This is a genomic window from Actinomadura sp. K4S16 (genome assembly GCF_008327685.1).
In the GTDB taxonomy this organism is placed as follows: domain Bacteria; phylum Actinomycetota; class Actinomycetes; order Streptosporangiales; family Streptosporangiaceae; genus Spirillospora.
Genome location: NZ_BDDE01000012.1, coordinates 261,939 through 283,417 on the forward strand (window position 1 = coordinate 261,939; position 21,479 = coordinate 283,417).

Genomic DNA, 21,479 nt, shown 5'->3' on the forward strand with positions numbered 1-21,479 from the left:
GCGGGAGCTCAGATCTCGGCGTAGTCCTCGGCGGCGCGGTCGAGGGGGTGCAGGAGCCGGGGCGCGGGGGCGGGACCGCCCTCCGACGCGCGGGTCGCGCCGGGGCCATCCGCCGCGGGCTCGCCGGTGAGGTCGTCCGAGGGCGCCTCGGGCAGCCCGGACGCCGGGTCGACGGGCGGGGCGCTCGCCGGCAGGAACACCCACTTCTTGTACGACCAGAAGCGGAACAGGGTCGCCACCCCGGTACCGACGACCAGCGCGAGGTTGTAGAACACCGCGCCGTCGAGGCCGAGGACGTAGTGCGAGAAGCCGATGAACAGCTCGGTGATCACCAGCCCCACGCCGTTCAGCGCGAAGAACAGCACGTACTCGCGGCCGAGGCCGGTGCGGTCGCGGTGCCGGAACGTCCAGTAGCGGTTCGCCAGGTAGGAGAACGTCGTCGCGATCACCGTGGCGACGCCGTTGGACGTGAGCGGGCCCACCCCCATGCCGGTGTGCAGGCCGTTGCCGATCGCGAACGTGATCACGAACGCGATGGCGCCCACGCTGCCGAACTGGGCCAGCTCCCGCACGAGGTGCGCGAACCGCCGGTGGATTTTGGCGACCAGGCTCACGAAGGGGATCCGTCCTTCCGGGCTTGCGGGGAGGAACAACGAGGATAGACGCCCGCGGCGCCTGGGACGCTGGAACACGAAGCTTTCACGGCCACCCCCCGTTCGGTGCCCATTGTCCCGTGCCCACTGCCGAGGGTCCCACACACCTTCGACGCGGGCGCCGCGTGATTCGTTCGGCCCGGCCGCCCGATAGCCTTTCGACGTGAAGGTTCGTGACATGCCCGTGGTCGGGATGGCGGGCGGCGGGCAGCTCGCCCGGATGACCCAGCAGGCCGCGATCGCGCTCGGCGTCCCGCTGCGCGTGCTCGCCGGAGCGCCGGACGACTCGGCCGCCAAGGTCGTCTCGGACGCGCGGGTCGGCAACGACCGCGCCCTCGACGATCTGCTGGCCTTCGCCCAGGGCTGCGACGTGGTCACCTTCGACCACGAGCACGTCCCGGGGCCGCACATCCAGAAGCTGGAGGCCGCGGGCGTCCCGTGCCGGCCCGGGTCGGCCGCGCTCGCGCACGCCCAGGACAAGCTCGTCATGCGCGAGCGGCTGAGCGGCCTCGGCGTCCCCTGCCCCGCCTACGCGCCCGTCCCGTCGCCCGACCCGGCGGCGTTCCTGGAGGCGTTCGGCCGCGAGCACGGCTGGCCGCTGGTCCTGAAGTCCACGCGCGGCGGCTACGACGGCAAGGGCGTCTGGGTGGCCGGCGACCCGGAGGAGGCCCGCGTCGCCGACCGGCTGCAGGCCGAGGGCGTCGACCTCCTGGTGGAGGAGCACGTCCCCTTCCGGCGCGAGCTGGCCGCGCTCGTCGCGCGCTCCCCCTACGGCCAGGGCGCCGCGTACCCGATCGTGGAGACCGTCCAGGAGGGCGGGATCTGCGTCGAGGTGATCTCGCCCGCGCCCGGCCTCTCGAAGGACCTGGCCGCCGAGGCGCAGAGCCTCGCCCTCCGCGTCGCGGAGGAGCTGGGCGTCGTGGGCCTCCTCGCCGTGGAGCTGTTCGAGACCGAGGGCGGGCTGCTGGTGAACGAGCTCGCCATGCGCCCGCACAACTCCGGGCACTGGACGATCGAGGGCGCCCGGACCTCGCAGTTCGAGCAGCACCTGCGGGCCGTCCTCGACCTGCCGCTCGGCTCCACCGAGCCCACCGCCCCGTACGCGGTCATGGCCAACGTGCTCGGCGGCGACGACCCGGAGGTCTACCCCCGCTACATCCACGTGATGGCCCACGACCCGGGCGTCAAGGTGCACATGTACGGCAAGGAGTCCCGCCCGGGACGCAAGATCGGGCATGTGACCGCGCTCGGCGCCGACCTCGCCGAGGTCCGCGAGCGCGCCCGGCACGCCGCCGACTACCTGCGGTGGGGTCCCGCCATGAAGGACCGCGCGCGATGAGGACACCAGTGAGCGAGATCAACGGGAGGCACGCGTGAACGCCCCGGTCGTCGGCGTGGTGATGGGCAGCGACTCGGACTGGCCGGTGATGGAGGCCGCGGCCCAGGCGCTGGAGGAGTTCGGCGTCCCCTACGAGGCCGACGTGGTGTCCGCGCACCGCATGCCGCACGACATGATCGCCTACGGGGAGGACGCGGCGGCCCGCGGCCTCCGCGTGATCATCGCGGGGGCGGGCGGCGCCGCGCACCTGCCGGGCATGCTGGCCTCGGTGACGCCGCTGCCGGTGATCGGCGTGCCCGTCCCGCTGAAGTACCTGGACGGCATGGACTCGCTGCTCTCGATCGTGCAGATGCCCGCGGGCGTCCCGGTCGCGACGGTCGCGGTCGGCGCGGCCCGCAACGCCGGGCTGCTGGCCGTCCGGATCCTGGCCGCCTCCGACGAGGACCTGCGAGCCAAGATGACGGTCTTCCAGCAGGACCTCTACGGTCAGGCCAAGGCGAAGGGCGCGCGGCTGCGAGAGCGGCTCTGAGGGACTGTCGGCCCCGTCGGGGCCGTCACCGGCCGGCCCGGGGCCGTCAGTGCCGCAGGGACCACTCGACGGCGGGGCAGCGGTCCATGACGACGTCGAGCCCGGCGTCCCTGGCGCGCCGGGCCGCCGCCTCGTCGACGACCTGGAGCGGCAGCCACACGGCCTTCGCGCCCGCCGCGATCGCCTCGTCCACCGCCTGCCCGGCGTGCTCGGCGCGGCGGTAGACGCCCACCACGTCCACCTCGGAGGCGTCCGGGACGTCGGCGAGGGAGGCGTACCCCTTCTCGCCGAGCACCTCCCGCGCCTCCGGATGCACCGGGATGATCCGCTTCCCGCGCCGCTGCAGCAGCCGGGCCTGGTTGTAGACCTCCCGCGACGGGGCGTCCCCGAGCCCGACGAAGGCCCACGTCCTCGACTCGTCCAGCAGGCGGGTGATCACGTCCGGGTCGGCGAAGTCAGCGCTCATGCCCGCCACAACACCGCCTCCGGCCGCTTTAGTTCCCCGTCACGGACGCCCCAGCGCCCGGTAGTTCCACCCGGCCGCGCGCCACCGCTCGGGGTCGAGCGCGTTGCGCCCGTCCACGATGTTGCGCTCGGCGACGGCCTCGGCGACGGTGGCGGGGTTCATGTCCCGGAACTCCGCCCACTCGGTCAGCAGCAGGACGGCGTGCGCGTCCCGGACGGCGGACATCGCCGAGTCGCCGTACTCCAGCGTCGGATGGGCTCGGCGCGCGTTCCGCATGGCCTGCGGGTCGTAGACGGTCACCCTGGCGCCCTGGGCGCGGATGGACGCGGCCACGTCCAGCGCGGGGGAGTCGCGCACGTCGTCGGAGTTGGGCTTGAACGCGGCGCCGAGGACGCCGACCGTCCGCCCGGCGAAGGAGCCGCCGAGCAGCTGCCGGGCGAGGTCCACCATCCGGATCCGGCGGCGGATGTTGATCTCGTCGACCTCGCGCAGGAAGGTGAGCGCCTGGTCGGCGCCGAGCTCGCCCGCCCGGGCCATGAACGCCCGGATGTCCTTCGGCAGGCAGCCGCCGCCGAACCCCAGCCCCGGGCCCAGGAACTTCCCGCCGATCCGGTCGTCGTAGGACAGCGCCTCCGAGAGCTTCGTCACGTCCGCGTGCGCGGCCTCGCACACCTCGGCCATCGCGTTGATGAAGGAGATCTTGGTGGCGAGGAACGCGTTCGCCGACACCTTGACCAGCTCGGCGGTGGGGAAGTCGGCCGTGATGAAGGGCACCCCCTCGGCGATCATCGTCCGGTAGACCTCGCGGAGCACCTTCTCGGCGTGCTCGGCGGCGCCCTGGTCGGCGGGCAGCCCGGCCACGATCCGGTCGGGGTGCAGGGTGTCCTGGACGGCGAAGCCCTCGCGCAGGAACTCGGGGTTCCAGGCGAGCACGGCGTCCCCGCCCACCGGCGCCGCCTTGGCGAGCGCCTCGCCCAGCCGCGCGGCCGTCCCGACCGGCACGGTCGACTTGCCGACGACCAGGCAGGGCCGCTCCAGCAGCGGCGCCAGCGACGCGATCGCGTCGTCGACGTAGGTGAGGTCGGCGGCGTACTCCCCGGCCTTCTGCGGGGTGCCGACGCACAGGAAGTGGACGTCGCCGAACTCCGCGACCTCCTCGTAGGACGTGGTGAAGCGCAGCCGCCCGGTCTCCAGCCCCCGGCGCAGCACGGGCTCGAGCCCCGGCTCGTACACGGGGAGGTCGCCGGCCGAGAGCCGCGCGATCTTCTCCGCGTCCACGTCGAGTCCGAGGACCTCGAAGCCCAGGTCGGCCATGCACGCCGCGTGGGTGGCGCCGAGGTAACCGGTTCCGATGACCGTCAGCCGGTAGGACAAGGCCTGCTCCTCTCCGTTCGCTCTGGCCGACGAGCGGCCCTACATACGTGCCCGCTGCGGGCGGGTACCTGCGTCGGCCGCCACTGCCTACTGGCCGGTAGCATCTGCGGCATGAGTGCTGACTTTCCCACGTACGCGCCGTCCGAGGAGCATGAGCTGCTGCGGCGTACGGTGCGTGAGCTGGCCGAGGCCAAGATCGCTCCTTTCGCGGCGGAGGTGGACGAGGAGTCGCGGTTCCCGCAGGAGGCGTTGGACGCGCTGGTGGCCAACGATCTGCACGCGGTGCACGTGCCCGAATCGTACGGGGGTGCGGGGGCCGATGCGCTGGCGACGGTGGTGGTGATCGAGGAGGTGGCGCGGGTGTGCGCGTCCTCGTCGTTGATCCCGGCGGTGAACAAGCTGGGGTCGGTGCCGGTGCTGCTGGCGGGGTCGGCGGAGCTGAAGGAGCGGTTCCTGGGGCCGGTGGCGCGGGGCGAGGCGATGTTCTCGTATGCGTTGTCGGAGGCCGATGCGGGGTCGGACGCGGCGGGGATGAAGACGCGTGCGGTGCGCGAGGGCGAGGGGTGGGTCCTGAACGGGACCAAGATGTGGATCACCAACGCGGGGGTGTCGCGGTTCTACACGGTGATGGCGGTGACCGATCCGGGTGCGGGGGCGCGGGGGATCTCGGCGTTCGTGGTGGACGCCGAGGCCGACGCGGGGGTGTCGTTCGGGCCCAAGGAGCGCAAGCTGGGGATCAAGGGGTCCCCGACCCGGCAGGTGATCCTGGAGGACGTGCGGGTCCCGGCGGACCGGATGATCGGTGCGGAGGGGACGGGGTTCAAGACGGCGCTGGCGACGTTGGACCACACCCGGATCACGATCGCGGCGCAGGCGCTGGGGATCGCGCAGGGGGCGCTGGACTTCGCGGTGGGGTATGTCAAGCAGCGCCGGCAGTTCGGCAAGGCGATCGCCGACTTCCAGGGTGTGCAGTTCATGCTGGCCGACATGGCGATGCGGCTGGAGGGGGCGCGGCAGCTGACCTACCACGCGGCGATCAAGTCCGAGCGGGCGATGGCGGGGGAGAGCGTTCCGGATCTGACGTTCGTGTCGTCGGCGTGCAAGGCGCTGGCCTCGGACGTGGCGATGGACGTGACCACCGACGCGGTGCAGTTGCTGGGCGGGTACGGGTACACGCGCGAGTTCCCGGTCGAGCGGATGATGCGCGACGCCAAGATCACCCAGATCTACGAGGGCACCAACCAGATCCAGCGCATGGTCATGGCCCGCCAGCTCCTCAAGTAGCGCGCTCCCGAAGCAGCGCGGTCCCGAAGCAACGCGGTCCCGAAGCAGCGCGTCCTCGAAGCGGTGCGGCCTCGAAGCGGCGCGTCCTTGAAGCGGTGCGGCCTTGAAGCGGTGCGGCCTTGAAGCGGTGCGGCCTTGAAGCGGTGCGCGGGACGGCCGTCGGGGCGGGCCGTGCGGCCCGCCCCCTCGGCTTCGGCTCGCCGGTGCGAGCGGCCGGCCTGGGCGGAAGGCTCAGGCGTGTGAGATGTCGAGGATGACGCTGCCGTCCTTGCCCCGGTGCGGGCGCAGCGTGATGCCGTTGTAGGTGCCGGAGCTTGGCCCGTCCGTGTCGAGCGAGGCGGTCAGCGTCCCCTGGCGGCCGCGGGCGGTGAAGGTCAGCTGGCGACCCTCGATCTTGATGTGCAGCGGGGCCATCCCGTACTTCTCGTCGAACATGATCGTCTGGCCGTCCTTGACCTCGACCTGGCACTGCGCGTCCTCGCAGGCCTCCAGGTCGGTACCGTCCTTGGCCTCCGACTTGGGCTCCGGCTTGCCCTTCGGCTTGTGCTTGGACTTGTGCTTCGGCGGCGACTTCGGCGCCTCGGCCTCCTGGGCCTCCGCCTCGTCCGCCCGCGGCTCGGGGTCCGCCGACCTCGGGCGGGGCGCCGCGTTCTCCGACGACCCGCCGGACGACGGGTTCAGGCCGTATGCCGGATTGATGTCGTATGCCGGGTTTGTATCGAGGTTCGGGGCCGGCGGGGCCGGCGGCGGCGCGGTGTGCGGGCCGCTCGCGGCGGCGACGCTGGTGAGGGCGACCGAGATCGCGGCGGTCGCGGTGAGCAGTCCGGGAATCCTTGTGGACATTTCTCTGCACTCCTGACGAGGTCGGAACTCTGTTCACTGTCGCCCGGGCGCTGCTCACTGTAGCAGAGTGATCACTTAGCGTGTCGATCCAGCTCGGGGGCCGTGTTCAGCCGGACGGGCGCTCGTCCACGAGGAGGGTCTGCAGGACGCCGCCGAGTTCGCCCGAGCGGTCGGCGAGCGTGCCCCGGCACAGCGCGCTGCCGCCCGGGGCGGCGTCCAGCGACGCGTCGAGGCAGAGCCACTCGCCGACGGGGTCGCGGTGCAGCGCCACGGTCACGTCGGTGTTGATGATCAGCCATTTGGCCAGGTCGAGCTGGCTGCCGACGCCGGAGGCGCTGTCGGCGAGCGTCAGCGCGCGGATGAGGGGGGTGTCGGCCTCCCCGGCCACCAGGGGGATCCGGGACCGCGCCCAGACCGTCCCCGGGCCGGGCTCGCCGAAGGCGCCGCGGACGAGCCGCCACTCCATCGCGGACAGGTAGCCGTCCATGTGCACGCCCGGCCATTCCCCGAACGGCCGCGGGGCCTCGGGCAGCGGTGGCGGCGCCGGCGCGTGCGCGACCGGCTCCAGATGCGCGGGGGCCGCCATGATCCGCCAGGCGGAGGCGCGGACGACCGTCCGCCCCTCGTGCGCGATCTCGCCTTCGAGGAAGGCGACCCTCCTGCCGGGGCGGACCACGCGCACGCTGACGTCCAGTTCCGCCATGGGCACCGGGCTGAGGATCTCGACGGTCACCCGCGCGACGCGGCCGCCGGGGACGGGGTCGTGCCGCTCGAAGGCCCGCCCGATGAGGGCCGACACCGGCCCCCCGTGCTGGAGCCCCGGCGACCAGGGCCCCGCCGTGGCGCGCGTGCCGGCGAACCGCCCCTCGCCGGCCGGCTCGTAGAAGGCCCCGGCCGGTACGTCCTCGCCCATGCTGCTTCCTCCCCGCTCGTGACTAGAAAAGCATTCTAGAAGGCGGGGCGGCCGCGAGGACGGCGCCGGGGCGGCGGGCCGCTCAGCCGCAGAGCTTCTGGGTGGCCGTGCCGGTCTCGATCGCCGAGCCCGGCGACGGCGACGCGCTCGGGGAGTCCTTCACCTCGACGTCCTTCACGCCGGCCCAGTCGGACCCGTCCCAGTCCGCGCCGACCATCACCTGGATCTGGGAGCCGAGCGAGGAGACCTTCTTCAGCTTGGCGTCCGGGATCGCGGCGGCGAGGGTCTTGGCCGAGTCCTCCCGCTTCGGCCCGTACAGGATCTGGGTCGTCTGCTGCCCGCGCCGCGCCACGCCCGGCGCGACGCTCACCTTGAAGCCCGCCTTGCGGAGCTGGCCGCCCGCCTGGGTCGCGAGGCCGCGGGTGCCGATCGCGTTGAGGACGCGGACGGAGATCTCGTCCGGCGGCACCGTCAGCTCGTCTGCGGCCTTCTTCGTCGGCGTGGCGCTCGGCTTGGGGCTCTCCGCCGCGAGCGGCTGGTCGCGGCGGAGCCGGGTGAACAGGTCGCGCGCCTTGTGCTGGTCCCACTGGACGGTCGACTGCGGCGACGGCGCGTTCCACAGCACGGCGTTGTAGCCCGGGTTCGACAGCGGCACCTTCGCGAACGTGAGGTCGTCGGTCGACAGGTTCTTCATCTGGTCGGCGAGCCCGGGCAGGTTGTCGGCGAGCTTCTCGTCCACGCGCAGCGACTTCAGCGAGGCGTTCAGGAACTTCGTGGACTTGACCGGATCGCCGAGCGTCTTCGTCGACAGCGCCTGCTTCATCATCGACGCGATGAACTGCTGCTGCCGGTCGATGCGGCCGAGGTCGCTGCCGCCCGTCAGCGAGTAGCGGGCGCGGGCGAACGCGAGCGCCTTCAGGCCGTCCACGTGCGACTTGCCGGCCGGGAGCCGCAGGCCGCTCTTCTTGTCGTCGATGGCCTGCTCGGTGCACACGTCCACGCCGCCGAGCGCGTCCACCATGTGCACGAACCCGTAGAAGTTCACCTCGACGTAGTGGTCGATGGACACGCCGGTCGCCTGCTTGATCGTGCTGACGGTGAGGTCGGGCCCCCCGAACTGGTAGGCCCAGGTGAGCTTGCCCGGACGCGCCGGGACCCGCGTCCCCTTGGCGCCCTCCGACCCGTTCGACTTGTGCCCGGGGATCGTCACGTAGGAGTCGCGCGGCAGGCTCACCACCGACACGCTGTCGTGGTCGCGGGACACGTGCACCAGCATCATCGTGTCGGAGCGCTCGCCCGGCTCGTGCCCGAGCTTGGCCGCCTTCTGCTGCTCCTTGGTCAGCCCCTGGCGCCGGTCGACGCCCGCCACCAGGATCGTCATCGCGCCCTTCGGCGTGTCCTTGCCCTTGCCGAGGCCGCCGACCGACACCTTGTCGATCATGCCGGTGACGTAGTTCTGGAACGCCCACGCACCGCCCGAGGTGAGCAGGACGAACGCCGACGCCGTCCCGGTGAGGGTGAGGAAGCGCTTCTGCCGCCGCGCGCTCACCGCCGCCCGCGGGCTCAGCCCCCGGCCCGGCCGGCGCGGCCCGCGCGGGCTCTCCACCGGGACGCGGGGAGCGGGCATCCCGTCGATGGTCACGCCCTCGATGTCGCCGTCGTCGTCGGCCGCGTGGGCGCCCGGACGAGGCCGGAAGTAGCGCTCCAGGGGGTCCGCGTCGCCGCGGCCCGAGTCCTGCCCGTCTGCCATGCCGGCCGCCGCCTCCCGATGATCACGTGCTGACGCGAGTCCACACCACTCTAAAGTGGGGGACACCCGTCCGTTCGCTACCTGGACGTCGTGTCCTTGCAGTAACGTGGCGCCGTCTTGACCACACCCCGGCGGCCCGCACGCAAACCTGGGTGGCGTGGGCTGCGTCAGACAAGCGAGCAAGAGAGAGGAAGGGGCGCCTCACTCCGGTCCGCCGGACGGGTGCGCCCGCGAGCCCACATGAATTCGTCTCCCCATGCCCAGCGCGCCATGAACCAGGAAACCCGCTACGCCGTGAAGCCCCTTCCCGACTCCGGTCAGCGCACGTGGCCCGCCGTCTCGGTCGTGATGCCCGTCCTCAACGAGGAGCGCCACCTGACCGACGCCGTGCGCCGCATCCTCAGCCAGGACTACCCCGGCGAGCTGGAGCTCGTGCTCGCCATCGGGCCGTCCCGCGACCGCACCGAGGAGATCGCGCGCAAGCTCGCCACCGAGGACCCGCGCGTCATCGTCGTCGCGAACCCGACCGGGCGCACCCCGCAGGGCCTCAACATCGCGATCAAGGCGTCGCAGTACTCGATCATCGTCCGGGTGGACGGGCACTCGCTGCTGCCCGCCGACTACGTGCGGGCCGCCGTCGAGACGATGGAGGAGACCGGCGCCGACAACGTCGGCGGGATCATGGCGGCCGAGGGCGTCACCCCGTTCGAGAAGGCCGTGGCGCGGGCGATGACCTCCAAGCTCGGCGTCGGCAACGCCCGCTTCCACACCGGCGGCGAGGCGGGCGAGGTGGAGACCGTCTACCTCGGCACGTTCCGCCGCAGCGCGCTCGACCGCGTCGGCGGCTACGACGAGACGTTCACCCGCGCGCAGGACTGGGAGATGAACCACCGCATCCGGCAGACCGGCGGCCGGATCTACTTCACGCCCCGGATGCGCGTCACCTACCGGCCCCGGCCCAACCTGCGGGCCCTCGCCAAGCAGTACTTCCACACCGGGCGCTGGCGGCGCGTCGTGGGGCGCGAGCACCAGGGCACGCTGAACCTGCGCTACCTCGCCCCGCCGATCGCCGTCGTGGCGATGGCGGCGGGCGCGGTCGCGGGGCTGTTCGGGTTCTGGGCGGGCTGGATCCTGCCCGGCGGGTACGCGGCCGCGATGATCGCCGGCGCCGCCGTGGAGGGGCGCGGGCTGCCGCTGTCCGCCTGGATCCGGCTCCCGCTCGTGTTCGCCACCATGCACGTGACCTGGGGTGTCGGGTTCCTGACCAGCCCGCCGCGGCTCGGCCAGCCCGCCCCCGTCAAGCCCGGCGAATCCATTCAGTAGCAGGACAGAAATACACGATCACCCCCGAACCCCCGTGGTGCCGGGCACGTCCGACCGTTAGGTTTGGCGGGATCTCGCCCGCCGCTGTTCGGAGGTGTCCATGTCCAACGGAGCACGCCACGGCCTCGGGGTGCTGATCGGGCTGGTGGTGACCCCGGTGATCGCGCTGTGCCTGTGCTACAGCGTGACCAAGTTCAACCGGGGCATCCAGTTCTTCCTCCAGCGCAATGACGACCGGTGGGTCGGCGCCGGGCTGGTCATCGTGGCGGCGGTGCTGGTCGGCGCGGTGGCAGGGTCGCGCCTCTCGCCGCTCGCCTCGCTCGTCCCGGGCAGCGTCTACACGGCGGTCGGCTTCGTCTGGGTCGCGTCCCCGCGCTGGGCGTTCGAACACTCCGGACGCGAGTCGCTGCGTGAAGGGGCGCTTTCGGGATTCGGGTCGATCTCCGAAAGAATCCAACTCGGCTACACGATGCTCGGCGCCTACGGGTTCCTCCTGCTGCTGGGCGTCGCGCTCCTGGTCGCCTCGCTCGCGCCCTCGCGGTGGAAGTCCCGGAAGGCGGCCGCCGCCGCGCCGCCGTTCGGCGGCCCGCCGCCCGCACCGATGGGTCCGCCGCCCATGCACGGCGGTCCGGCGCCCATGGGGGCGCCCCAGCAGCCTCCCGCGCCGGGGCAGTCCCCGTCCTGGCAGAGCCCGCCGCAGTACGGGCAGCCGCCCGCTCAGCCGCCCGGCTCGAACCCGCCTCCGCTGCCGCCTGCCCGGTCCGGCGAGGACCGGCCGTCCGAGCCGCCCGCCAAGAGCGGCTCGGAGGACGACGAGCCGCCGGGCGAGTGGACGCAGATGTACGGCGGCAATCGCCCGAGCTGACTCCCCGCCGCCCGGGGCCGCCGCCGGCCGCTGTCCCGCGGTCGTCAGGCGGGGGCGTCAGGCGGGGGCGTCGGCCCCGGGCGCGGCCGCCGACGGCCGGACGGCCGCGAGAACGCCGGGGACGTCGTTGACCACCATCGCGTCGAACCCGGCCTCCGCGTACGTCGGAGCGGCCTCGGCGGACGGGCACCAGGCGATCGCCTCCAGGCCCGCCTTGTGCGCGATGTCCACGCAGTGCTCCAGCGGCCGCAGCCGCGTGTCGGGGTGCTCGATGCCGCACGACCCGGTGTGCACGGCCACGACGTCCATGCCGAGGCCCGCCGCGGCCGGGACGGCGTGCCACAGCGGGAACCGCAGCCACGTCAGCAGCCCGAGCGGGACGCCGGGGACCTCCTCCCGCAGGAACATCAGCAGCGACGGGTCGAACGAGGTGACGAGCAGCCGGCGCCGCTTCGCCTCCCGCCTCAGCACCGGCGCCAGCAGCGCGCCCGTGCGGCGGGACGGCTCGTCCAGCGCGTCCTCGAGGACGGTCTTCACGTCCACGTCCACCGCCACGTCCGCCGGCAGCGCGTCGAAGATCTCGGTGAGCCGCGGCAGGCCGCTCGCGGTCGCGGGCAGGTCGACCAGGTGGTCGCCGTCCACGGTCGTCGGGTCGTGCCGCAGCACGAGGACGTCGTCGGCGGTCCGCGTCACGTCGATCTCGACCCAGGACAGGCCCGCGTCGACCGCGGCGAGCATCGAGGGGAGCGTGTTCTCGGCGACGGGCTCCTGCGCCCCGGGCGGGGTGATCTCGCCCGAGCCGAGGCCGCGGTGGCCGATGACGGTGGGGGTGTTCTCGAAGATCAAGGTGCTTCCTCGCTGGCGAGATGTTCGGCGATGACGGCGTCGAGCGGCTGGGTGACCTTGAGGTTGCGCTCGCTGCCGGCGACGACCCGGATCGGGACGTCCGGCAGGTAGCGGTGCACGATCCCGCAGTCGTCGGTGGCGCGCAGGTCCGGGTCGGCGAGGGCGAGCTCGTAGGCCTTGCGGATCGTGCCGAGCCGGAACCCCTGCGGCGTCTGGAACCGGCTCAGCGTCTCGCGCGGCGGCATCGACGCGACCGTCCCGTCCTCGACCACCACGATCGTGTCGGCCGAGGGCACGCCGACCGCGACGGCCTCGCAGGCGTCCAGCGCGTCCAGCACGCGGTCGATGACCGGGCGGTCGACGAAGGGGCGGGCCGCGTCGTGGAACAGGACGCGGACGTCGTCGGGGCGGTCCTCCAGCAGGCGCAGCGCCGCCACCGTGGACGCGGTCCGGGTCGCGCCGCCCTCGATGACCGCCGCCGTCTTGCGGAACGGCGCGGCGATCACGGCGGCCTCGCGCAGGTGCCCGGCCGCCATCACGACCACGACCTCGCCGATCCCCGGATGCGCGTCGAACGCCCCGATCGCGTGCGCCAGGATCGGCCGCCCGCCGACCTCCATGAGCTGTTTGGGGCGCCCGGCGCCCATGCGCTCGCCGACCCCGCCGGCGAGCACCACCGCAACCGTCCGCGTCGCCATCTCTCTCCGGGATTCCCTGACTCTGAGTATTGGAGCCACTACGCTTTGCACTTACTCTGCTTCTCCGACCGGCCCGGAGGCACCGATGGATCAGGCGCCCGCGCGTGAGCGGCCGGTCACGCTCAACGTACCGGACCACCCCGCGGTCGCCCGCCCGGATCGAGAGGCCGCCCACGTCGTGGACTCTGTGGACCCCGTCGACGCCGCGGACCCCCTCGACGACGAGGGAGCGCGGCCGCGCGGTCGCGCCGAGCCCGGTGAGGGCCTCGTCGCCGGCTACGTGACCGGTCCCTGCGCCGCGCTCGTCGTCCGGTGGGCCGACGAGCGCGGGCTCACCGCAGGCGCCGTGTCGACGTCCTCGCTCGCGCTCGCGGGCCTGGCGGCGGTGTGGTTCTCCGACGGCGCGCGCCACGGCCTCGTCGCGGGCGCGCTGCTGCTGGCCGCCTCGCTCGTCCTCGGGCAGGCCGGCGCGGTCCTCGGCCGCCGGGCGAGCCCGTTCGCCGTCCGGCCGGACGCCGTCCTCGACCGGGTCAAGGAACTCGCCGTCTACGCGGGCCTGGCGGTCGGCGCCGCCGGCGAGGCCTCCGCGGAGGACGCGTGGCGGCTCGCGGTGGGCGCGGCGGCGCTGCTGGCCGTCCGCCACACGGTCTCGGCCTCCTACTCGGCGAGCAGGCCCGCGCGCCGCTCCCGCCCGTCCCCGCGCGGTACGTCCCAGCGGGGCAGGGCCGCACGGCGCGCCGCCAAGAGCCTCCGGCTGCCGCTCGGCGAGCGGTTCGCGCTGATCTCGCTCACCGCGGCCCTCGCCGACGCGCGGCTGACGTTCGCCGCCCTGCTCGCGTGGGGGTCGGCCGCCGCAGCGGCGACCCTGGCCGGGCGGGTGGCGAGGTCGCTCTCGCCATGACGGCGGTGCGGGTGTACCGCGACGACGGACCGCTGTCGCGCGCCCTCGGGCGCACGGCGGGCGGACGGCTCCCGCCGCTGCCGTTCACCGTGCTCGCGGCGGCGGCGACGGGCGTCCTGCTCGCGCTCGGGCCCCAGCCCGGGACGCGGATCGGCCCCGAACCGGCGGTGTTCGCCCCGCTCGTCGTGCTGCTGCTGGCCGGACCCGCGTCCGACCACCCGCACACCGGGCGGCTGGACTGGCTGGTTCCGCCCATTCTGCGCGGGATCGAGTATGGTTACCTCGCCGTGTTGGGGGATGCGCGGGCAGTTCCGGTGCCGCTCGTCTACGTGCTGCTCACGGTTCTCGCGCTCCACCACTACGACGCCGCCTACCGCACCCGCCAGGGGCGCCGGCCGCCGCGGTGGGTCCGCCTCGCCGGGCTCGGCTGGGAGGGCCGGATGCTGTTCACGGCCTTCGCCGGGCTGCTCGCGCCGCTTCCGTTCGCGTATGCGGCGCTGGCCGCCTACCTTGGCGTGTTGTCCGGCGGAGAGAGCGCCGCCACGTGGGTGCGGCACGGCCGCGCCGGCGGAGTGATGGTCGACCTGACGAAGAAGTTGTCCGAGGGTGTGGGGGACGGGCCCCACGGCGAGAGGGAGAAGAGAGCATGATCGGCATGGTGCTGGCGGCGGGCGCCGGCCGGAGGCTGCGGCCGTACACCGACACCCTCCCCAAGGCCCTGGTCCCCGTGGACGGCGAGACCACCATCCTCGACATCGCCCTCGGCAACCTCGCCGAGGTCGGGCTGACCGACGTCGTCATCGTCGTCGGCTACTGCGCGGACGCTGTGCACGACCGCAAGGCCGCCCTCGAGGAGCGGTACGGCGTGTCGCTCACGCTCGTCCACAACGACAAGGCCGAGGAGTGGAACAACGCCTACTCCATGTGGCTTGCTCGGCAGTACTTCACCAAGGGCGTCCTGATGGTCAACGGCGACACGGTCCATCCGGTGGGCGTCGAGAAGACACTATTGGCGAACCGCGGACCGGACATCCTCCTGGCGGTGGACGACGTGAAAACTCTCGCCGACGAGGAGATGAAGGTGATCCTCGACGGTGAGGGCCACCTGAAGACCATCACCAAGCTCATGGACCCCGCCACCGCGAACGGCGAGTACATCGGCGCCACCCTGATCGAGCCCGCCGCCGCCGGGCCGCTGGCCGACGCGCTCAAGGCCACCTGGGAGCGCGACCCCGACCTCTACTACGAGGACGGCTACCAGGAGCTCGTGAACCGCGGCGGCCGCATCGGCGTCGCGCCGATCGGCGAAGTCGACTGGGTTGAGGTCGACAACCACGACGACCTGGAGAAGGCCCGCCGGATCGCCAAGGGCTACTGACCGCACGGCACGAACTGACCGCAGGCACGGCTCGACGCGAGGAGGCCCATGCCCCTGCTGACGCGGATGCTGAACGCGCCGCTCTCCATCGACGTGCGGCGCGGCGCCGTGGCGAGCCTCGGCGAGCTGCTCGCCGACAGGCGGATCGTCACCGAGGGGCGCGTCGCGATCGCCGTCGGCCCCGGCCAGGGCGACCAGATCGCCGAGCACGTCCGGCCGTCCCTGTCGTCCTGCGAGGTGTTCCACGTCGAGGGCGGCACCGTGGAGGCGGCGGTCAGCCTGGGCTCCCGGCTGCGCGCCGGGTCCTACGAGGCGGTCGTCGGCATCGGCGGCGGCCGGACGATCGACGCCACCAAGTACGCGGCGACGCTGTCGGGCATCCCGATGGTGTCGGTCGCCACGAACCTGTCGCACGACGGCATCTGCTCGCCGGTCGCCTCCCTCGTCCACGACAAGGGCAAGGGCTCGTTCGGCGTCGTGATGCCGCTGGCGATGATCGTCGACCTCGACTACGTGCACGCGGCGCCCGACCGGCTCGTCCGCGCCGGGATCGGCGACGTGGTGAGCAACTTCTCCGCCGTGGAGGACTGGCTCCTCGCCGCCGACGAGTGCGGCGAGCGGGTCGACCGGATGGCGCTCACCGTGGCGCGCACCGCCGCCGAGGCCCTGCTGCACCAGCCCGGCTCCATCGACTCGGACCGGTTCCTCACCGTCCTCGCCGAGGGGCTCGTGCTGTCGGGGATGGCGATGGCGTTCGCGGGCGACTCCCGCCCGGCGTCCGGCGGCGACCACGAGATCCTGCACGCCATCGACCAGCTCTTCCCGGACACCGGCAACCACGGCGAGCTGGCCGGCATCGGCGCCGCGTTCTGCTACCACCTGCGCGCCACCCGTCTCGGCGCGGGGGAGGACCGGCTCGAAGAGATCCTCGCCTGCCTCGGCCGGCACGGGCTGCCCCGCTTCCCGGCCGACGTCGGGCTGACCGCCGAGCAGTTCGCGGAGGCGGTGCAGTACGCCCCGCACACCCGGCCCGGCCGCTATACGATCTTGGAACACCTCAGCCTCGACGAGGGCGAGACCCGCAAGGCGGTGCACGAGTATGTCCAGGCCCATGGAGGCTGAGCTGTCCGGGCAGAACCCTTCCACGCAGCCCCCCGGCTCCCCCGAGCGACCCGGCGCCGCCGAGCCGCCCGGCTCCGCGGAGCCGCCCGGTGACGACCACCGGCCGCACCGCAAGGGCGCGAAGGTCGCCGACATCCGCCGGTACGGCCAGCCGCCCGGTCTGAAGGACCGGCGCAACGAGGAGCACTGGGCCGGCCGCCTCTACATGCGCGACCTGTCCCCGTACTTCGCGTGGATCTCGCTGCGCCTCGGGTTCAGCCCCAACCAGCTGACCTACCTGATGATGCTCAGCGGCGTCCTCGCCGGCGTCGCGGTGTCGCTGCCCGCCGACCCGCTGTGGACGGCGCTCGCCGGCGCGTTCCTCATCCAGGTCTACCTGCTGCTCGACTGCGTCGACGGCGAGGTCGCCCGCTACCTGAGGCAGACGTCGGTCGCCGGGGTGTTCCTCGACCGGATCGGCCACTACCTCTCCGAGGTGTCGCTGCTCGCAGGCCTCGGCTTCATGGCGCAGGGCGGTTGGGAGAACGGCGGCTGGGTCGAGCTCGGCCTGCTCGCCGCGCTCGGCGCCGCGCTGATCAAGGCGGAGACCGACAACGTCGTCGTCGCCCGCGCCAAGTCCGGGCTGCCCGCCGACCCGACCGGCGGCGACCGTGCGCTGCGCCCCCGCTCCACCGGCATCGCGCTGGCCCGGCAGGCGGCGTCCATGCTGCGCTTCCACCGCATCATCGGCGCGGTCGAGCTGTCGCTGCTGATCCTCGCCGCCGCCGTGATCGACAGGCTGACCGGCGCGGACGACCCGGTCGCGGTCCGCGTCCTGATGGTCGCGGTCGCCGCCGTCGCCGTCGTGCAGACCCTGCTGCACCTGGTCAGCATCCTGGCCTCCCGGAGGCTGAAGTGAAACTGTCCGTCGTCGTCCTCACCATGGGCAACCGGCCCGAGGAGCTGGCCCGCGCCGTCCGCAGCGCCCTGGAGCAGGAGCACGTGGACGTCGAGGTCGTCCTCGTCGGCAACGGCGTCGACCCCGTCGGCGCGTCCGCGGGCGCGCCGCCGTTCGACGACGAGCGCGTCAAGACCCTCAGCCTGCCGAAGAACCTCGGCATCCCCGGCGGACGCAACCGGGGCGTCGAAGCGTCCTGCGGCGACGTCATCCTGTTCCTGGACGACGACGGCTGGTACCGCTCGCCCCGCCTCGGCGCCCACTTGCGCGACCGGTTCTCCGCCGAACCCGACCTCGGTGTCGTCTCGTTCCGCGTCCGCGACCCCGAGGGCGGGCGCGGCGAGCGCCGGCACGTCCCCCGGCTGCGCGCGGGCGACCCGGAGCGCTCGTCCGCCGCCACCACGTTCCTCGGCGGCGCCTGCGCGATCCGCCGCGCCGCGTTCGACGCCGGCGGCGGCCTCCCGGAGGACTTCTTCTACGCCCACGAGGAGACCGACCTCGCCTGGCAGATCCTCAACGCCGGCTACCGCATCGTCTACGACGCCTCGGCGGTGATGTTCCACCCCGCCGTCCTGCCGACGCGGCACGCCATGTTCTACCGCTACAACGCCCGCAACCGCGTCTGGCTGGCCCGCCGCAACCTGCCGTGGCCGCTGGCGCTCACCTACCTCGCCGTCTGGGTCGGCATGACCGTCCTCCGCGAGCGCAAGCCGAGCGCCCTCAAGCCCTGGTTCAAGGGCTTCCTGGAAGGCTGGCGCAAACCCGCGGGCCCCCGCCGCCCCATCTCCTACCGCACCGCCTGGCGCATGACCCGAACAGGCCGCCCCCCGATCATCTAGCCCAGGGGGGCGACCCCCTGGAACCCCCGTTGCGAGCCGGGCGATCCTCACGCTGTGCTTGCCCGGGGGGCGACCCCCTGGAACCCCCGTTGCGAGCCGGGCGATCCTCACGCCACGGTGCGGGTGTGTTGTGCCCGTGCGGGTTTGTTGCGTGGCGCTGCGGTCGCCCGGCTCGGCGGGTCGGGCGGCCTCCAGGCGCTCAGAGCGCCTTCCGGCCGCCCGACCCGCGCCCCGGCTCAGGGGGTCGTTACCGCGGCGAGGATCAGGTGGGTGAGTTCGGCGGTTATGGCGTCCAGGGGGACGTCCTGGTCGCGGGCGGACCAGTGGTGGACGAGGTTGTTCACGGCGCCGATGACGGCGATCATCGTGAGGCGGTGGTCGCGGTCGACGGCCTCGCCGCGGGCGGCGGCCTCGCGGATCATGGCGAGCATCGCGTCCTCCCACCGGCCGCGCCAGCTGAGGCGGTGCCCCTCCAGGCCGGCGCTGACGCCGATCACCTCGACGAACGCGATGCGCGCCCAGCGCGGGTCGCTGGCGGTGACGGTGACGAACGCGCGGACGGCGCGCTCCACGCGGGTCGCCAGGTCGGCGCCCGCCGCCTGAGCGTACGCGGCGGACACGGCCTCGGCGGCGCGGTCGTTGACGGTCCGGTGCAGGGTGGTGAGCAGTTCCTCGCGCCCGGAGAACTCCTCGTAGAAGTTGCGGGTCGACACGCTCGCCGTCGCGCACAGCCGCTCGATGGACGTCGCCGCGTAGCCGCGCGTCCCGAACAGCTCGAGCCCGGCGGCCAGCAGGCGCTCGCGCCGCTCCGCGCGGCGCTCCTCGGCCGACCGGCCTGCGTAGCTGCGCCTGGGTGCGGGATTGCGGCCGCTCATCGGTCTCCGTTCACCCGTGCGGATGGGGCAGCGTCAGCCTAACTCCGAGCGGAACGGGCGAGGGGGGCTCAGTCGGTGAGCAGGGTGGCCTTCCACTCCGGGTCGGCGGTGAGGACGGTCAGGCGCTGCGTGGCGCGCGACACCGCCACGTACAGCACGCGCAGGCCGCGCGGGGACTGGGCGGCGACGGTCTCGGGTCCCACGATCACCGCCGCGTCGAACTCCAGGCCCTTGGCCTCCAGGACGTCCAGGACCTGGACGCGCTCGGGCAGGCCCGCGCCGAGCCGGTCGCGGTCGGCGGGGCCCCAGGTCGCGGCGGGCTCGCCGAACAGCGCGGCCTGGGCGCCGGACTCCTCCAGGGAGAGCGGGACGATCAGGCCGATGGTGCCCTCGACCTGGCCGAGCAGCTCCTCGACGGCGGCGCGGGCGGCGGAGCCGAGACCGGATTCCGGGACGACCCGGACGACGGGCTCGAGCCCCGACGTGCGGACGGCGCGGGCCGGTCTCGCCTCCGGCAGCGCACGGGCGAGCACCCGCGCGGAGACCGCCGCGATCTCGGTGGAGTTGCGGTAGTTCGTGGTCAGCTCGTACTCGTGCCGGACGCGCGGCGGGGGCGCCTTGCGGGTCCGGCGGCGGCCCCGGGACGCGGGGCGCTCGCCGCCGAGCGCGGCCTCCATCGCCCGCCGGGCGGCGGCGAGGTCCTCCCAGGCGCTCTGGGCCGGGTCCTCGACGATCGTCCAGCTCGCCTGGCGGCCGCGGCGGCCGAGCATCCGCCACTGCATGGGGGACAGGTCCTGCGCCTCGTCGACGACGAGGTGCGCGTACTCGGGGCGGTCCTCCACCACGCCGTCGTCGACCCGGCGCGAGCGCTCCAGCCGCTCGATGGACGTGGTGAGCTCCTGCATCTCCGGCTCCCACGTCTCGTCCACGACCTCCTCGCCGGTGAGGATGTTGACGCCGTCCACCACGAACGGGTCGTCCTCGGACGGGGCCTTGCGGCGGCGGGACGGGCGGGGCGGGGAGCCGAGCAGCGCGTCGATCTCGTCCAGCAGGGCGACGTCCTGGTAGCTGAGCGGCGCGTCCTCCCCGGCCCAGGACGCGGCGACCGGCTCGACGTCGGCGCGGTCGAGGTCGCGTCCGGCGGCGCGGCGCAGCCGGGCCGGGTCGCCGAGCGAGCGCAGCACGTCCAGCGGGCGCCGGATCGGCCACCAGGCGACGAGGAAGTCGGTGAAGGCGCGCTGCTCGCGGACCCGCGCGTCGAACTGGGCGCGCTTGGGGTCGCCGTTCCCGTTCCCGCCGGCGTGGCCGCGCGCCGGCTCCTCGTCGAGGGAGGCGAGGCCGTCGGCGGCGAGGATCGCGTTCCACAGGCCCGCCTCGGCGCCCTCCTCGGCCTCGGCGGCCTCGGGGCCCCCGACCTCGCCGAAGCGGCGCCAGAGGGCGTCCAGCAGCATCTCCGCGGCCCGGCCGCGCGCGGCGTTCACGCTGCCGCGGCTGCGCCGGTGGACCTCGTTCCTGATGCGGTCGAGGCGGGCGCGGTCGAGTGAGACGACGACGCCCTTGAACACGACGCGCAACTCCTCGGGGGCGCCGGGCGCCTGGTCGGCGACGGCGCGCCGCAGCACCGCCGCCATCGCCTCGGAGCCCTTGGCGCGGGCGAGCCGCGGCGGGTCGTGGACGGTCGCGGCGGCGCCCTCGACGAGGTCGCCGAGCGAGCGGAGCGTCGCCGAGCCCTCGCCGAGCGACGGCAGCACCCGCTCGATGTAGGCGGTGAACCGGCGGTTCGGGCCGACGACGAGGACGCCGCGCGAGCCGAACCGGCGGCGGTGCCGGAACAGCAGGTAGGCGACGCGGTGCAGCGCGACGGCGGTCTTGCCGGTGCCGGGGGCGCCGCGCACCAGGACGGTGCCGTCGGCGGGGGCGCGGATCACCTCGTCCTGCTCCCGCTGGATGGTCGCCACGATGTCGCGCATGGCGCCCTCGCGGGTGCGGGCGAGCGAGGCGAGGAACGCGCCGTCGCCGACGACGGTCATCCCCTCGGAGGCCTCCGGGTCGAGCAGGTCGTCCTCCAGGTCGACCACGGTGTGGCCGCGGGAGTGCAGGACGCGGCGGCGCACGACGCCGCGCGGGTCCTCGGGGGTGGCGCGGTAGAAGTCCTCGGCGGCGGGCGCCCGCCAGTCGATGACGAGGGAGTCGTGCTCGCTGGTCCGGACGCCGACGCGGCCGATGTAGCGGACCTCGCGGGAGGCCAGGTCGAGCCGGCCGAACACCAGGCCGTCGTCGGCGATGTCGAGGGCCTGGACGCGCAGCGCCGCCTGGTGGACCATCGCGTCCCGGTCGACGAGTGAGCCCTTGGTGCCGGCGAGCGACTGGCGGTAGCCCTCGCGGATCATGGCCTGGGCGTCCGCGCGCATCTCCTCCAGCCGCGCGTAGGCGGTGTCGACGTAGCGCTGCTCGGCGGCGATCTCCCGATCCTTCACCGTGCCGCCGGGACCGGTCGGCCGCCCGTTGGCCTGGGACGACATGCAGGCTGCTCCTCGCGCGTGG

At 73.6% G+C, this 21,479-nt stretch carries 21 protein-coding genes; 11 read left to right on the forward strand and 10 right to left on the reverse strand.

Annotated elements, in window-relative coordinates:
• Window positions 1-8: 8 nt before the first annotated feature.
• A complete protein-coding gene (locus tag K4S16_RS12605; RefSeq protein ID WP_235036757.1) occupies window positions 9-614 on the reverse strand; it encodes a GtrA family protein in 606 nt (201 codons plus the stop codon).
• 217 nt (window positions 615-831) lie between these two features.
• Between K4S16_RS12605 and K4S16_RS12610 the strand changes: the two genes are divergently transcribed.
• On the forward strand, window positions 832-1,992 hold the full coding sequence (locus K4S16_RS12610; RefSeq protein ID WP_149259552.1) for a 5-(carboxyamino)imidazole ribonucleotide synthase: 1,161 nt from the start codon (window positions 832-834) through the stop codon (window positions 1,990-1,992).
• 61 nt (window positions 1,993-2,053) lie between these two features.
• The gene (gene purE / locus K4S16_RS12615; protein WP_149259553.1) at window positions 2,054-2,521 is read left to right on the forward strand and encodes a 5-(carboxyamino)imidazole ribonucleotide mutase; all 468 of its coding nucleotides are present in this window, start codon (window positions 2,054-2,056) and stop codon (window positions 2,519-2,521) included.
• A 46-nt stretch (window positions 2,522-2,567) separates the two neighbouring features.
• Here purE and K4S16_RS12620 read toward each other — a convergent pair whose 3' ends face one another.
• A complete protein-coding gene (locus tag K4S16_RS12620) occupies window positions 2,568-2,987 on the reverse strand; it encodes a CoA-binding protein (RefSeq protein ID WP_149259091.1) in 420 nt (139 codons plus the stop codon).
• A 39-nt stretch (window positions 2,988-3,026) separates the two neighbouring features.
• On the reverse strand, window positions 3,027-4,361 hold the full coding sequence (locus tag K4S16_RS12625; RefSeq protein ID WP_149259092.1) for a UDP-glucose/GDP-mannose dehydrogenase family protein: 1,335 nt from the start codon (window positions 4,359-4,361) through the stop codon (window positions 3,027-3,029).
• A gap of 111 nt (window positions 4,362-4,472) precedes the next feature.
• Between K4S16_RS12625 and K4S16_RS12630 the strand changes: the two genes are divergently transcribed.
• Window positions 4,473-5,645 carry an acyl-CoA dehydrogenase family protein gene (locus tag K4S16_RS12630; RefSeq protein ID WP_149259093.1) on the forward strand — a complete coding sequence of 391 codons (1,173 nt, stop codon included), beginning with the start codon at window positions 4,473-4,475 and terminating at the stop codon, window positions 5,643-5,645.
• Between the two features lie 231 nt (window positions 5,646-5,876).
• On the opposite strand, the gene K4S16_RS44285 is transcribed toward K4S16_RS12630, so the two are convergent.
• The 3 genes from K4S16_RS44285 to K4S16_RS12645 form a co-directional block, all read right to left on the reverse strand.
• Entirely contained in the window at window positions 5,877-6,488 is a 612-nt protein-coding gene (locus K4S16_RS44285) for a hypothetical protein (RefSeq protein ID WP_160160891.1), read from the reverse strand.
• Window positions 6,489-6,594: 106 nt separating this feature from the next.
• Window positions 6,595-7,401: a thioesterase family protein gene (locus K4S16_RS12640; RefSeq protein WP_149259094.1), complete on the reverse strand. Its 807-nt coding sequence runs from the start codon at window positions 7,399-7,401 to the stop codon at window positions 6,595-6,597.
• A gap of 82 nt (window positions 7,402-7,483) precedes the next feature.
• Window positions 7,484-9,151: an LCP family protein gene (locus tag K4S16_RS12645; RefSeq protein ID WP_149259095.1), complete on the reverse strand. Its 1,668-nt coding sequence runs from the start codon at window positions 9,149-9,151 to the stop codon at window positions 7,484-7,486.
• Between the two features lie 270 nt (window positions 9,152-9,421).
• Here K4S16_RS12645 and K4S16_RS12650 point away from each other — a divergent pair, with 270 nt between their 5' ends.
• Both K4S16_RS12650 and K4S16_RS12655 read left to right on the forward strand, forming a co-directional pair.
• Entirely contained in the window at window positions 9,422-10,474 is a 1,053-nt protein-coding gene (locus K4S16_RS12650; RefSeq protein WP_149259096.1) for a glycosyltransferase family 2 protein, read from the forward strand.
• A gap of 100 nt (window positions 10,475-10,574) precedes the next feature.
• Window positions 10,575-11,339: a hypothetical protein gene (locus K4S16_RS12655; protein WP_149259097.1), complete on the forward strand. Its 765-nt coding sequence runs from the start codon at window positions 10,575-10,577 to the stop codon at window positions 11,337-11,339.
• A 57-nt stretch (window positions 11,340-11,396) separates the two neighbouring features.
• Here K4S16_RS12655 and K4S16_RS12660 read toward each other — a convergent pair whose 3' ends face one another.
• Both K4S16_RS12660 and ispD read right to left on the reverse strand, forming a co-directional pair.
• Window positions 11,397-12,185 carry a glycerophosphodiester phosphodiesterase gene (locus tag K4S16_RS12660; RefSeq protein WP_149259098.1) on the reverse strand — a complete coding sequence of 263 codons (789 nt, stop codon included), beginning with the start codon at window positions 12,183-12,185 and terminating at the stop codon, window positions 11,397-11,399.
• Entirely contained in the window at window positions 12,182-12,883 is a 702-nt protein-coding gene (gene ispD / locus K4S16_RS12665) for a 2-C-methyl-D-erythritol 4-phosphate cytidylyltransferase (protein WP_149259099.1), read from the reverse strand. Before ispD ends, K4S16_RS12660 begins: the two co-directional genes overlap by 4 nt.
• Before the next feature lie 85 nt (window positions 12,884-12,968).
• Here ispD and K4S16_RS46790 point away from each other — a divergent pair, with 85 nt between their 5' ends.
• The 6 genes from K4S16_RS46790 to K4S16_RS12695 all read left to right on the forward strand — a co-directional run bounded on the left by K4S16_RS46790 (window position 12,969) and on the right by K4S16_RS12695 (window position 18,060).
• Window positions 12,969-13,784, forward strand: coding sequence for a DUF5941 domain-containing protein (locus K4S16_RS46790; protein WP_149259100.1), 816 nt, complete (start codon window positions 12,969-12,971; stop codon window positions 13,782-13,784).
• Window positions 13,781-14,434 carry a DUF5941 domain-containing protein gene (locus tag K4S16_RS46795; RefSeq protein ID WP_149259101.1) on the forward strand — a complete coding sequence of 218 codons (654 nt, stop codon included), beginning with the start codon at window positions 13,781-13,783 and terminating at the stop codon, window positions 14,432-14,434. Before K4S16_RS46790 ends, K4S16_RS46795 begins: the two co-directional genes overlap by 4 nt.
• Entirely contained in the window at window positions 14,431-15,162 is a 732-nt protein-coding gene (locus K4S16_RS12680) for a sugar phosphate nucleotidyltransferase (protein ID WP_149259102.1), read from the forward strand. Before K4S16_RS46795 ends, K4S16_RS12680 begins: the two co-directional genes overlap by 4 nt.
• Before the next feature lie 66 nt (window positions 15,163-15,228).
• Window positions 15,229-16,284 carry an iron-containing alcohol dehydrogenase family protein gene (locus K4S16_RS12685; RefSeq protein WP_200841870.1) on the forward strand — a complete coding sequence of 352 codons (1,056 nt, stop codon included), beginning with the start codon at window positions 15,229-15,231 and terminating at the stop codon, window positions 16,282-16,284.
• The gene (locus K4S16_RS12690; RefSeq protein WP_149259104.1) at window positions 16,274-17,182 is read left to right on the forward strand and encodes a CDP-alcohol phosphatidyltransferase family protein; all 909 of its coding nucleotides are present in this window, start codon (window positions 16,274-16,276) and stop codon (window positions 17,180-17,182) included. Before K4S16_RS12685 ends, K4S16_RS12690 begins: the two co-directional genes overlap by 11 nt.
• A 23-nt stretch (window positions 17,183-17,205) precedes the next feature.
• The gene (locus tag K4S16_RS12695) at window positions 17,206-18,060 is read left to right on the forward strand and encodes a glycosyltransferase family 2 protein (protein ID WP_235036807.1); all 855 of its coding nucleotides are present in this window, start codon (window positions 17,206-17,208) and stop codon (window positions 18,058-18,060) included.
• A 236-nt stretch (window positions 18,061-18,296) separates the two neighbouring features.
• On the opposite strand, the gene K4S16_RS12700 is transcribed toward K4S16_RS12695, so the two are convergent.
• Together K4S16_RS12700 and K4S16_RS12705 are read right to left on the reverse strand one after the other, a co-directional pair.
• Entirely contained in the window at window positions 18,297-18,935 is a 639-nt protein-coding gene (locus K4S16_RS12700; protein WP_149259106.1) for a TetR/AcrR family transcriptional regulator, read from the reverse strand.
• A gap of 68 nt (window positions 18,936-19,003) precedes the next feature.
• Window positions 19,004-21,457 (reverse strand): AAA family ATPase, encoded by a 2,454-nt coding sequence (locus K4S16_RS12705; protein WP_149259107.1) that lies wholly within the window; start codon window positions 21,455-21,457, stop codon window positions 19,004-19,006.
• Window positions 21,458-21,479: the final 22 nt, after the last annotated feature.